A 13,573-nucleotide genomic window follows, 5' to 3' on the forward strand; every position below is an offset into this window, starting at 1 on the left:
TATCTACTTTTAATCAAAAAGCATTGCAGACTTTATTTTATTTACCTTTTCCTTATCTATTTTAGATAAAATTTCAAAAGCGAAAGGAATCGCTGCTGCAGGACCTCTTCCAGTAATAATATTATCTTCAACTACAACAAGTTCTTCTTTGTAATTAACATTTTTTATTTCATCTTCAAATCCAGGATAATGAGTAACATTCTTCCCCTCTATTATATTTGCTTTAGCTAACGCTATAGGTGCTGCACAAATAGCACAAACATATTTTTTCTTTTTATTAAATTCTTTTATTAGTTCTATAACTCTGCTACTATCTCTCAAGTTAGCAGATCCTGGCATTCCACCTGGTAAAACTAAAAAATCATATTCTTTTATTTCTTCTTCCATAATATTTTTATCAGCTTTCACAACAATATTATGAGAAGTTTTTACTTCTATACCTTCAAGCGCAAAGGTAGTACATTCAACTTCAGCTCTTCTTAAAATATCTACAACTGTTAAACCTTCTAAAGTTTCAAAGCCATTTGCAAGTAAAATAGCAACTCTCATTTTAACACCCCTTCTTTTAATTAATAATTAAAAATTAAGAATGAAAAATTATGGATGTAATTCCTTTGAAATTACTAAAATTGAATTTCCTCAATTTTTCATTATTCATTCTTAATTTTTCATTGAGCGCAGCGCCTACACTATTTCTTTAATTTCATCCTCTAAGATTATGGTCATTACGCTAGCACCTTTTCCAGCTCTATTCTGAAGTTTTATATCTTCAATATAGACTTCCTTTTTTTCTTTGTTCTTGCTAACTAAAGTCAATTTATCTAATGAAGTTAATGCTATTTCTGATGTATTTTGTTTATCATATTTTTCACCTGATATAAGCTTACCATAAATCACTTCATCATCTTCTCTTAAACTAATTCCAGTTACTCCTGAAGCTACCTTACCCATAGGATTAATATTACTAGATAAGAACTTAATTGCCATACCCTTTTTAGTTATTATTATAACTTCTACATCATCTTCATTATATATCTCAACTGAAATTAATTCATCACCATCAAACTTGAACTTATATGCCATTTGAGTCATATAACTTCCTTCAAATTCCTTTAAGCTAGTTTTCTTAATCATACCTTTTTTACTAAAGAAAAATACGTACTTATTATCATAATTGCTACAAGAGATAAGCTTAATTACCTTTTCTCCCTTTTCAAGATTATCTATAACCTTACTTAAAGGTATTTCTTCTTTATTTATATTAGATAATAAGAAAGCAGGCACTTTAAATACTTTCCCCTTATTTGTGAATAATAATATATCACTTAATGAATTTGTTGTAACTTTTAAACTATCACTCTTCTTAATATTATTAAAGCCTTTAAAGTTTCCTTTAGCTGTTATTCCCATAGAAAAATCAACATATTCTATTTCATTAATATACTCTACCTTAGTAACCTTATCTTTTGGAATTAAATTAAATAATGAAATAGGTAATATATTTCTTGGTAAATCCTCTAATTCAGGAATACTAATATTAAAGCTTAAGCCCTCATTAGTTTCAAAGGCTGCAAATTCTGTTTTATCTTCACCTTCTAAGATAATTACATCTATAACCTCTTCATCATCTTTTAATTTAATAGCTTGAAGTTTTGAGTAATTAGTTTGGAACTTATCTAATGAACTCTTTTTAATTCCGCCCTTAGATGTGGCAAATTGCACATATCTATTAGGCATAAAATTATCTACAGATGTTGCATAAATTATTGATTCATCTTCTAAGTTTAATGTTTTAATAACTTTGTCTAATCTTTCTCCTTTATCTTTCCACTTAGATTCTACAATGTTTATACCCTTAGTTTGGTACATATTACCCTTATTTGTAAATACAATAATTGTTTCTGTTGTATTAGATTTAAATAATAATTTAAGCTCATCACCTTCTCTATATTCTATATCTTCAGGTTTTGCACTTAATCTATTAAAAGTCTTTAGTGGTATTCTCTTAATGAATCCATCTTTAGATAAAGTCACCATAACATCTTCTACTACTATTAGCTCTTCTACATCTATCTTAGCTTCACTATCATCTTTAATGATTTCAGTCTTTCTAGCAGAACTATATTTTTCTGAAACTTCCTTAAGTTCACTTTTTACAACTTTTAGAAGTTCTTTTTCTTCAGATAAAATTTTCTTTAGTCTCTTTATAGTCTTTTCAAGTTCAGCATATTCCTTTTGGAAAACCTTAATTTCTAAACCTGTTAATCTATATAACATTAACTCTAGAATAGCTTCTGCTTGTAATTCAGTAAATCCATACTTCTCTATAAGATTTACTGATGCATCTTTTTTAGATTTAGATTCTCTTATTGTTTTAATAATTTCATCTAAAATATCTATAGCTTTAATAAAACCTTCAACGATATGGAATCTCTTTTCAGCAGTTTCTAGTTCTTTTCTAGTTCTTCTAGTTACTATTTCCTTCTGATGATTAACATAATGTTTAATTATCGTTTTAAGTCCCATAGTAAGTGGCTTGCCTTCTGCTAATGCAACCATGTTAAAACTTAAATTACATTGAAGGTCAGTTCTTTTAAATAAATATTTAAGAACCTTATCAGCAACATCATAATCAGCAGATTTTCTAAGCTCTATAACAGCTCTTACACCTGATCTATCTGATTCATCTCTTATATCAGTAATCGCTTCTAAAGCCTTTGCATGCTTTTTATCCCCTGTCATTTCTGATATAGTTTGAAGAAGTTTTGCTTTATTTCTTCTAAAAGGGAATTCAGTAATTACTATTCCAAGTCTTCCATTTTCTAATTTTTCAATAGAAGTCTTTCCTCTTAGAGTAACCTTACCTTCTCCAGTTTCATATGCTTGTAAGATTGAATTTTCACCTATAAGAATTCCTCCTGTAGGTAAATCTGGTCCCTTTATATAATTCATTAATTCCTTAGTAGTAATTTCATTATTATCTATATAAGCTAATACACCTTCAGTTACTTCTCCTAAGTTATGTGGAGGTATATTAGTTGCAAGTCCTACTGCTATACCAAAAGTTCCATTTACTAAAAGGTTTGGATATCTACTTGGTAATACCTTTGGTTCCATTTCACTATCTGAATAGTTAGGAATCATATCTACTGTATCTTTATCAATATCTCTTAACATCTCCATAGCTATAGGAGCAAGTCTTGCTTCTGTGTATCTCATAGCAGCTGCTCCATCACCATCCATTGATCCCCAGTTACCATGACCATCTATTAATGTTTCTCTTGTTGAGAAGTTTTGAGCCATTATTACCATAGCATCATAAACTGAAGTATCTCCATGAGGATGGTATTTACCTAAAATATCTCCAACTATTCTTGCAGACTTATAATAAGGTCTATCAGGAAAAGCCTTTAATTGATAGGCTCCATATAATATTCTTCTATGAACAGGCTTTAATCCATCCCTTACATCAGGAAGTGCTCTATCCTTTGCAACTTCTATAGCATAAGGTAAGTAATTGTCAGGCATAGCCTCTTCTAAAGGAACAGTTATAATATTATTATCCTTTGGTATTTCATTTATTTTCTTAGCCATATCTCTTCTCCAATTCCTTTATTAAAATTCTCCATACTTATACATATAAGCTTTTCTCGGTTCAACTATATCTCCCATAAGTAAAGAAACCATTTTTTCTGCCTTAGCAGCATCTTCTATAGTAACTCGAAGTAAAGTTCTTGTTTCAGGGTTTAATGTAGTTTCCCATAATTGGTCTGGATTCATTTCTCCAAGACCTTTATATCTTTGAATAAGTGCACCTTTACCGATTTCTTTCTTTACAGCTTCTAGTTCTTCATCACTATAAGCATACTTGTGAACTTCTTTACCTTTAACATTTTTATAAACCTTATATAGTGGTGGCTGAGCTAAGTATAAATGTCCATTTGAAATTAAAGGTCTCATATATCTATATACGTAAGTCATCCATAGTGTTCTAATATGATATCCATCAACATCAGCATCACTCATAATTATAATTTTATCGTATTTTAAATCTTCTTCTTTATAATTATCTAAAGTTCCTGTACCTAAAGCAGTATTAAAAATCTTAAGTTCTTCTGAGGCTAGTACGTTTTCTAATTTTTGCTTTTCAGTATTCATTATCTTACCCTTTGAAGGCATAATAGTTTGGAACCTTCTATCTCTCGCTTGTTTAGCAGAACCTCCAGCCGAATCACCCTCAACTACTATAAATTCATTTACAGTATTATCTTTATAGGTGCATACTGCTACTTTACCTGCAAGAGGAGCTGTTCCTTTACCTACTTTTTTCTTTTCAGCTTCGTTGATTTTCTTTATTTTTTCTCTTCTTTGAGCTGCTTGAAGTGCATTATTTATTATCATAGTGGCAACTTCTTTACTATCTTCTATCCATTCACTAAACTTTGTATAAGCTAAATCATTCATCATAGTATAAGCTTCAGCAGATCCAAGCTTAGTCTTTGTTTGTCCTTCAAAAATAGGATTAGTAATTTTTATTCTTACTATTGCAGTCATACCTTCTCTTAAGTCATCGCCTTCAAATTCCTTATCCTTTTCCTTTAATAGCCCAAGCTTCTTTGCTCCTTCTTTAAAAGCTCTTGTCATCCCTGTTTTAAAGCCAGTTTCATGAGTTCCAGCTTCTGTAGTAGGAATATTATTTACATAGCTTGCTATATTCTCTGTAGAAGAATCAGTAAATTGAATACATACTTCACCAAACATCTGTATATTATTTACTGTTTTTTCACCTTCAAAATATATGGGTACTTGATGTAATACAGTTTTACTTTCATTTAAATATTCAATAAAATCTAAAAGTCCTCTTTCAGAGTAATATTCTTTTCTAAATTCTTCTTCTTTCCTTAAATCTATAAGTTCTAAATGAATCCCCTTATTTTGAAAGGCTAATTCTTGTAATCTTTCATCTATAATATCAACTTTAAAATCTATACTTGAAAAAACTTCTTTATCAGGCATAAACGTAACTTTAGTTCCTGTTTCCTTAGTCTTACCAACAACATCAAGCTTAGTAACTGGTGTTCCTGGCATTACTCTTTTTAGTTCTTTATCATAAGCATTTTCAAATCTTTGTTTATATATATTTCCATTTTGACAAACTTCAACTTCAAGCCAAGAAGACAATGCATTAACTACTGCTGCCCCTACACCATGAAGACCTCCTGAAGTTTTATAGTTTTTATTATTAAACTTTCCTCCAGTATGAAGTTCTGTAAATACCATCTCAACTCCAGATTTTTTCTTAGTTGGATGAATACCTGTTGGAATACCTCTTCCATTATCTATTACAGTTAGACTTTTATCTCTATTTATAATTATTGTAGCTTTATCTCCATAACCATTTGATATCTCATCTATAGCATTGTCTAAAATTTCCCATATACAGTGATGTAACCCCTTGCTACCTGTAGAGCCAATATACATCCCTGGTCTTACTCTAACAGGCTCAAGTTTTTCTAAGGAAGTTAAATCTGTAACATCATATCCCTTCATCATTTCAGTACTCATACAAACCTCCGAATTTTTTTATATATTAAAAGCTATTATCTATAGCTTAGTTTAATCCAATGTTAAAAAATTAATCTTTATAATTTTATCATAATTAAACTACAAATAAAAATATAATTGTTTATTTTAAAAATGTCAAACTAATGTTCGTAATTATTTTAAATGAAACTTAATTTATAATATAAACTTCTAAAGAATAAAAAAAGCCTTAGCTTACGCTAGGCTTTTGTACTTACTGAACATCAAAAATTTCTACATTTCTTACATGCTTAGTAGGGTTCCATTCCTTATTATTCTTTCTTATTATACCTTCAATAGTTATTGGTATCCAAGTTAATGTATATAAAGAATATAATAAGAATCTAAAGAACATAATAAACTTTTTCTTTCCAAGGAATAATAAAACTGCTAATAAGAAAAATACATTAAATCCAATAGTCATCAGAAGTATTTGTCCATAATTATCAAGTTGTTTTGAAATTTCAGGTATAATAAATACATTTGATGAATAGAAAGTTAATGCAATTAAAAGTCCTGATGAAATCTTCTTATCTAATCTTAATATTAAAGGAGTTATTAAGAATTGCATAACACCTATAACTTTAAAGAAAACATCACCAATTAAGTAACTTACTAAGAATATATTTACACCACTGGTATTACTTTGAATAAAACTTAAAACCATTGAAATACCAAGCATTAATGTAAAGAATGGCTGTATTGAATATAATGCACAGTCTAGTATAAACCACTTTCTTTCCTTTATACCTTTTTTAACAAGTTTAAAGAAATATCTAGTTGCAACATCTGTAAAACCTTGCATCCATCTTCTTCTTTGAACCCAAGATTGCTTTAATTTTAATGGCTTTTCATCATAAATTATTGCATCATGTGCCCAACCTACTTTTTCTCCATTTAATACTAATTTACAACTAAATTCTAAGTCTTCAGTTAAACAAGTAGCTCCCCAGCCTAATTCCTTTAAAATATTTATATCGATTGCAAAACCAGTACCACCTATTTGGTTAGATAGCCCAACATTTGCTCTAGCTAATTGATACATTCTATTTTGAGTCCAAAAAGCTATTGAATAAGAGGCAGCTATCCAAGAATCATTTGGATTCTTACTATCTATGTAGCCTTGTACTACTTTATAGCCCTCAAGCATCTTAGAGTTAATTTCCTTGCACCAATTTTTTGAAACTAAGTTATCAGCATCAAAAATTGCTACTGCATCATATTTTTTTTGCATTTTGAATATTTTATCAAACATCCATTCAAGTGCATACCCTTTTCCTTTATCATCCTTGTTAAATCTTTCATAAACATATACACCATGTTTTCTTGCTTCTTTTGCAGTGTTGTCTGTACAGTTATCTGCAATTACAAAGATATCAAAAAGTTCTCTAGGATAATCTTGATGAAGCATACTTTCAATTAATCTACCTATTACTACTTCCTCATTATGAGCTGCTACTATCATAGCAAACTTCTTAGTAGGAGTGTAATTTTTCTTTTCGTGCTTTCTCTTAAGTCCAAAGAAAGCTAATATAAAATAGTACATCATAATTGCAAAAACGGTTAATTGAAATACTGCTGTTACATTTAAAATAATATCTTCCATTTCGTTCACTCCTTTAAATAAAGGATATTTCCTTATATTACTAGTATAAAACTTTGTCTTAGACATCTTTATTAAATATATTCCAATAGAAGTAAAAAATCAAGACTTGAAATCTTAAAATTTCATTAATATTGCCTTCTTCTGCAATACTCTTCATTTATTATTCTTTCCTACATAGGTTAAGATATCAATATTTTATAAATGTAATAATTCCCTATATTATTTATATTTTCATCAACAAAAAGAAATCTCTAGATTATTTTTAATAATTTACTTAATCTAGAGATTCTTATTAATAAACTCAAAATAGGGGTTGCTATTATTGAGATTTATACTATTATACTATACCTTGAGCCATCATAGCTTCAGCAACCTTTGTAAAGCCTGCTATATTAGCTCCCATTAATATGTTTCCTGAAACTCCATATTCTTCTGCTGAATTCTTAGCATTTTTATAGATATTAACCATTATATCTTTTAGTTTTGCATCTACTTCTTCAAATGTCCAAGATAATCTCATACTGTTTTGAGACATTTCTAATGCTGAGCAAGCAACTCCACCTGCATTAGCAGCTTTAGCTGGTCCAAACATTACTCCGGAATTTTGTAATGCTTCAATAGCATCTAATGAAGTTGGCATATTAGCACCTTCAGAAACAACCTTAACTCCATTATTAATTAAAATTTGAGCTGATTCTATATCTATTTCTCCTTGAGTTGCACAAGGTAAAGCTATATCACACTTAACTTCCCAAATTTTCCTGAATCCTTCTACATATTTAGCTGTAGGAACTTTATCTAAATATTCTTTTATTCTTCCTCTTTTAACTTCTTTTATTTCTTTAACTACATCTAAGTTAATTCCATTTTCATCATATATATATCCATTTGAATCACTTAAAGCAACAACCTTAGCTCCAAGTTCAGTAGCCTTTTCACATGCATAAATAGCAACATTACCTGAACCTGAAATAACTACAGTCTTATCCTTAAAGCTTGAATTATTATCATTTAACATCTCTTCTGTAAAGTAAACTAGTCCATATCCAGTAGCTTCTTTTCTAGCTAAGCTTCCACCATAAGTTAACCCTTTACCTGTTAAAACGCCTTGATCATTTGCATTTCTTATCTTTTTGTAATAGCCATACATATAACCAATTTCTCTTCCACCTACTCCAATATCTCCAGCAGGTACATCTGTATCTAAGCCAATATGCTTACATAATTCAGCCATAAAGCTTTGACAAAATCTCATTACTTCTCTATCAGATTTTCCTTTAGGATCAAAGTCAGACCCACCTTTACCTCCACCTATTGGTAACCCAGTTAATGAATTCTTAAATATTTGTTCAAAGCCTAAGAATTTGATAATACTTTGGTTAACTGATGGATGAAATCTAAGTCCTCCCTTATAAGGTCCTATAGCACTATTAAATTGAACTCTAAATCCCCTATTAACTTGTACATTACCGTTATCATCCACCCATGGAACTCTAAAAAATATTTGTCTTTCAGGTTCAACTATTCTTTCTAATATTCCTTCTGCAATGTATTCCGGGTGCTTATCAAACACTGGTACTAATGAATTTAATACTTCTGTAACAGCATCTAAAAATTCCTTTTCTCCATCGTTTCTTGTAGAAACTTGTTCCAAAACCTTATTTACATAATCTTTTCCTAACATTGACCCCAACTCCTTAAATTGCAATAATATATATAATACAATATCAATGATTTTTTTACTATATTTTTTTAAAACATTCTAAAATTTTATTAATTCGTTAAAATTATACACCTTTTCATAGATATGTGCAAATTTAAATAGGGCTATTTTTTATTAATCTTACATTTTTTAGAATTACTTACGATAACTAATTGTTATTAAATTACTTATTTTTTTCTATATCTTCAATTATTTTATCTATAATTTTTATATTTTTGCCTTTACTATGTAAATATATAGGAATTGCTGTCACTACTCCTACACTTGTACCACAAATTATATCCCACATTGTATCTGTTAAGCTTCCATTTTGAGCCGATAAACCAAATAAAGAATCAGTTGTAAACTCCCAAATTTCCCACGCTCCAGCTGCAGCAGTTGCAAATAGTACAACAAATATAGCAGCAGTTAGCGGATTTAACTCAGCTCTAGATTTTTCATTAGTTAAATATAAGAATAATACATATCCTATTATTGCAATTACTGAACCCGAAATAAGATGTAAAAACTTATCATAATTATCTATTGAGTAAAATCCTATTACACTTGCTAAATACATTGATAAAAATACAAAAATCATATTTATGTAGTATATTATCTTAGATCCTCTTAAAAAACTTTTGATATATAATAAATAAACTCCAACAATAGTAATAAAAGTTAGTCCTATTCTAAATAATTTTTCTCCATTATTATTTAAGAAGTCAAATGCAGCAGAAACTATTAATAAAATTGTAAATGATGCAGCAACGATTATTTCTTTATTAAATTTTCTTTTTTCCACAGTATCACTCCTAATTTATTTTATTTTTCTTTTACTTAATATAAATGATATTAATCCTCCAGCAATTAATCCACCTAGATGAGCAAAGTTATCTATATTAGATATAGTTAGTCCAATTACTACATTTATAGCTATAGTTTCAATAATATTTCTTGCATATCTTTTTCCTATTTTATCTCTTTCTTTTAAGCCAAAGACAATCATTGCTCCTAAAAGGCCAAAGATAGCTCCAGATGCTCCAACAGATATACTCTCTGGACTCATTAGATAACTAAAAATATTACCTCCAAAGGCTGATAAGAAATAAATTATTAAATACTTCTTAGCTCCATATATAACTTCAACTTCCTTACCTATTATATTTAAAGCTCCCATATTAAATAATATATGCATAATTCCACCATGTAAGAATGCAGCCGTTAATAATCTATATATTTCTCCATGATCTATAAGAACATTAAACTTAGCACCCATAAGAACTAAAGTATAAATATCTATATCTAATATATTACGAGATAAAAACACTTCTACTAAGTAAATTAATACATTTATAATAATAAGACTATAGGTTACTTTATATTCTTTAAAATTAAACTTTTTCTTAGTATCTACCTTATTCATATAATCTATTACTTGTAAAAATGCCTTTGACCCTTCACTACAATAAATAACTTTTCTTTCACTTAATGAAAAGACTAACTTATTATAATATCCACTGCTATTATAGTAATCTCCTAAATACTCACCTTCATTTAATACAATAAGGTTAATTATAAATGGTTTATCTAATGTATATTGTAAATAGTCTCTAACTTCCTTATATGTTATTTCTTCCTCTTTGTCCAAAGTTACAGCTACAGCTACATATGTATTATCTAAATTTAAAATACCAACCCACTTATCTTCTTTATGATAATTACTGTAATAATTCTTCATATAGAATTTAAGCTCTCTAGTTAAAATATTGAAAAATACCTTTTCAAAATTTTTCAAGTAAACCCCACCTTTTTCAATTAACAATTTACAATTAATAATTAACAATTAATCATGTAATTCTTTCAGAATCACTTAGAGAAATTGAGTTTTTTAAAACATAAATGAGTTTTTTAGTTAATTTGCATTCTTCCACAGCACCTTCATTAGCTTTTAATTCTTAATTACAATTGGGCTGCCTTAAGACAGCCCAATTTACAATTTCAAAACTCCTTCAGGAGTTTTTTCATTCATTCTTCATTATTCATTCTTAATTTTTCATTATGCGACAGCACTATATTTCTTTCTCAAGCATATCTAAAAGTTCATTAAATCTTTCAATAGTTGCTTCTAAAGGTTTTGAAGTAGTCATATCTACTCCTGATGCCTTAAGAATTTCTATAGGATAGTCACTTCCACCACTCTTTAAGAATTTAATATATTTAGGTACTGCATCCTCTTTTCCTTCTAATATAGATTTTGCAAAAGCTGAAGCTGCAGCATATCCAGTCGCATATTGATAAACATAAAAATCTGAATAGAAATGAGGAATCCTAGACCATTCGATATCTATTTCATTATCAACTATCATATCTGGACCAAAGTATTTTACATTTAAATCATGCCAAGCTTTATTATAATCTTCAGCTGTTAAAGGAATTCCTTTTTCTAAAGATTCATGAGTATAAAGCTCAAACTCAGCAAACATTAATTGTCTAAATACTGTAGTTCTTATTTGCTCTAACTCTTGATTTATTAAGAATAATTTTTTCTTCTTATCCTCTTCTTTTTCTATTAAATAATGAATTAAAAGTGCTTCATTAGTAGTAGATGCCACTTCAGCACAGAAAATTGTATAACCTGCATATATATAAGGTTGCTCTTTTCTTGAATAGTATGAATGGATTGAATGACCCATTTCATGAGCTAAAGTTGATACATCATTTAATGTATAGTTGTAGTTTAAAAGTACATAAGGCATAGTTTCATAAGCACCCCAAGAGTAAGCTCCTCCTCTTTTGCCTTTATTTTGATAGATGTCTATCCAACCATCATTTACACCTGATTTAAATACAGATAAATACTCTTCTCCTAAAGGATTTAATCCTTCAAGAATCATCTCTACTCCTCTATCAAATTCAATATGATCCTTTTCTATCTCGATAACAGGAACATAAAGATCATACATATGCATTTCATCTAAACCTAAAAGTTTCTTCTTTACTCCAACATATCTATGAAGTGAGGTAATATTATCATTAATAGTCTTCACTGCATTTTTATATACTTCAACTGGTATATCATTAGGCTTTAATGATGCTTCAAGAGCTGAATTATATTTTCTTACTTTAGAACTGAAATTGTAGCTTTTTATTGAACTACTTAAAGTTGTAGCTAAAGTATTTTCAAAATCTTTGTACCTGTTAAACAAGGTTTCAAAAGCAGCTTTTCTTACACTTCTGTCTTTACTCTTTATAAATGAAGCGTAATTACCTTCAGTAAGTTCAACCTTTTCTCCATCCTCATCTACTATATCTCCGAATTTCAAATCTGCATTAGTTAACATATTGTGAATTGCAGAAGGTGCATCTAAACAATCTGATGCTGATGCTAAAAGTTCCTCTTCTGATTTACTTAATATATGTGGCTTTTCCTTTAAAATACCTTCAAACATAAAACTATAAAGTTTTAAATCTTCATTATTGTTAATTATATCTCTTATCTTATTTTCATCTTGTTCTAATATTTCTGGAACAAAATATGCTGTGAATGCTGAAAACTCTGCCATATATGCATCCACTTTATTCATCATAGCTTGATACTTAGCATTAGACGTATCTTCATCTGATTTTAAATGAGCATAAACATATATAGTTTCTGCCTTCATCCCAAGCTCAACATATTTCTCTAAAAAGTTTTTAATTGAATTATTGTCATTAAGCTTACCTTCAAAGTCCTTTAAACCTGGTGCATCCTTTTTTAATTTTTCAAAGGCTTTTTCCCATTCCTCATCGCTAGAAAATATTTTATTTATTTTCCATTTATATTTTTCTTCTATTTCTTCTCTTTTCTTTAATACCTTTAAATCACTCATTTTACTGCCTAAATTTAGGCTCTCCCTTCTAAATATACTCTTCCATCTTTCCTTCTATATTATTGAAAGCCTCCTCTAAAGTATCTTCAATTAACTCAACACATCTAGTTAATCTTTCCTTCATAAATTCATAATCATCTACATATTTAAATTTTATTAAAAATGTAGGATTATATTCATCTAATATATCTTCGATATCAAATTCTTCCTTAGAAAAAGCTTCATAATTAAAAACATCATATATAGCTGAGTATTCCCATTCTTCAACATCTTTATTTGTATCAAAATAAATATTTACAATTTCATCTCTAACATATAGTTTTTTAACGAACAAAGCTCCTTCTGATACTTGAAAACTACCTAATTCCTTTGATATAAATCCTGTTTCTTTATCTTTTTCCATTAGTACTAAACTAGAAAAATCCATATTAATTCCTCCATCTCTTCTTAAAGTATATATGCTTCAATTTATTTTATACATCTTTGTGGTGTTGTAAAATCAAAAACTAATATTTATTTTTAAGTAAAATAAATAATTGAAAGCATATATTTATTTAATTTTTTATATAAGCTTATGAAATACTAATATTACTTAAACACTATTAAATCAAAATACAACTTAAACAACTACATTATAATTATTTAAAGCTTATATACTATTTACCTTATTATATGTTTTATCCATATTATAAATCAATATAATCATTTAAGCTATTGTTTGCAACTAAATTCATATTGTGTTAAAAACTTGTTGCAAATCATTTGCATAATCATATATAATTAAACTTAGATTACTTAGGAGTTGATTTA

At 28.5% G+C, this 13,573-nt stretch carries 9 protein-coding genes; all 9 read right to left on the reverse strand.

What is annotated here, in order from left to right:
• Positions 1 to 9: 9 nt before the first annotated feature.
• The 9 genes from GPX08_RS10830 to GPX08_RS10870 all read right to left on the reverse strand — a co-directional run bounded on the left by GPX08_RS10830 (position 10) and on the right by GPX08_RS10870 (position 13,190).
• Positions 10 to 549 carry a DJ-1 family protein gene (locus GPX08_RS10830; RefSeq protein ID WP_156626826.1) on the reverse strand — a complete coding sequence of 180 codons (540 nt, stop codon included), beginning with the start codon at positions 547 to 549 and terminating at the stop codon, positions 10 to 12.
• A 135-nt stretch (positions 550 to 684) separates the two neighbouring features.
• Positions 685 to 3,594 (reverse strand): DNA topoisomerase IV subunit A, encoded by a 2,910-nt coding sequence (locus GPX08_RS10835; protein WP_156626827.1) that lies wholly within the window; start codon positions 3,592 to 3,594, stop codon positions 685 to 687.
• A gap of 21 nt (positions 3,595 to 3,615) precedes the next feature.
• Positions 3,616 to 5,565 (reverse strand): DNA gyrase subunit B, encoded by a 1,950-nt coding sequence (locus GPX08_RS10840; protein WP_156626828.1) that lies wholly within the window; start codon positions 5,563 to 5,565, stop codon positions 3,616 to 3,618.
• A gap of 232 nt (positions 5,566 to 5,797) precedes the next feature.
• A complete protein-coding gene (locus GPX08_RS10845) occupies positions 5,798 to 7,189 on the reverse strand; it encodes a glycosyltransferase (RefSeq protein WP_156626829.1) in 1,392 nt (463 codons plus the stop codon).
• A 337-nt stretch (positions 7,190 to 7,526) separates the two neighbouring features.
• Complete coding sequence (locus tag GPX08_RS10850; protein WP_156626830.1) at positions 7,527 to 8,873, reverse strand: NADP-specific glutamate dehydrogenase; 1,347 nt, start codon at positions 8,871 to 8,873, stop codon at positions 7,527 to 7,529.
• A gap of 202 nt (positions 8,874 to 9,075) precedes the next feature.
• Positions 9,076 to 9,696: a hypothetical protein gene (locus GPX08_RS10855; RefSeq protein WP_156626831.1), complete on the reverse strand. Its 621-nt coding sequence runs from the start codon at positions 9,694 to 9,696 to the stop codon at positions 9,076 to 9,078.
• 15 nt (positions 9,697 to 9,711) lie between these two features.
• Complete coding sequence (locus tag GPX08_RS10860) at positions 9,712 to 10,689, reverse strand: rhomboid family intramembrane serine protease (RefSeq protein WP_156626832.1); 978 nt, start codon at positions 10,687 to 10,689, stop codon at positions 9,712 to 9,714.
• 274 nt (positions 10,690 to 10,963) lie between these two features.
• Positions 10,964 to 12,763, reverse strand: a complete 1,800-nt coding sequence (gene pepF, locus GPX08_RS10865; protein WP_156626833.1) for an oligoendopeptidase F — start codon at positions 12,761 to 12,763, stop codon at positions 10,964 to 10,966.
• Positions 12,764 to 12,791: 28 nt separating this feature from the next.
• Positions 12,792 to 13,190, reverse strand: coding sequence for a hypothetical protein (locus GPX08_RS10870; protein WP_156626834.1), 399 nt, complete (start codon positions 13,188 to 13,190; stop codon positions 12,792 to 12,794).
• Between the last annotated feature and the right edge of the window lie 383 nt (positions 13,191 to 13,573).

It is taken from the genome of Clostridium tertium (assembly GCF_902652255.1).
Lineage (GTDB): Bacteria > Bacillota > Clostridia > Clostridiales > Clostridiaceae > Clostridium > Clostridium tertium_A.

Excerpts from the sequence above, each read along its gene's own strand:
- GPX08_RS10850 (WP_156626830.1), bottom strand. The coding sequence starts at position 8,873 with ATGTTAGGAAAAGATTATGTAAATAAGGTTTTGGAACAAGTTTCTACA.
- GPX08_RS10835 (WP_156626827.1), bottom strand. The coding sequence starts at position 3,594 with ATGGCTAAGAAAATAAATGAAATACCAAAGGATAATAATATTATAACT.
- GPX08_RS10870 (WP_156626834.1), bottom strand. The coding sequence starts at position 13,190 with ATGGATTTTTCTAGTTTAGTACTAATGGAAAAAGATAAAGAAACAGGA.
- pepF (WP_156626833.1), bottom strand. The coding sequence starts at position 12,763 with ATGAGTGATTTAAAGGTATTAAAGAAAAGAGAAGAAATAGAAGAAAAA.
- GPX08_RS10830 (WP_156626826.1), bottom strand. The coding sequence starts at position 549 with ATGAGAGTTGCTATTTTACTTGCAAATGGCTTTGAAACTTTAGAAGGT.
- GPX08_RS10845 (WP_156626829.1), bottom strand. The coding sequence starts at position 7,189 with ATGGAAGATATTATTTTAAATGTAACAGCAGTATTTCAATTAACCGTT.
- GPX08_RS10840 (WP_156626828.1), bottom strand. The coding sequence starts at position 5,565 with ATGAGTACTGAAATGATGAAGGGATATGATGTTACAGATTTAACTTCC.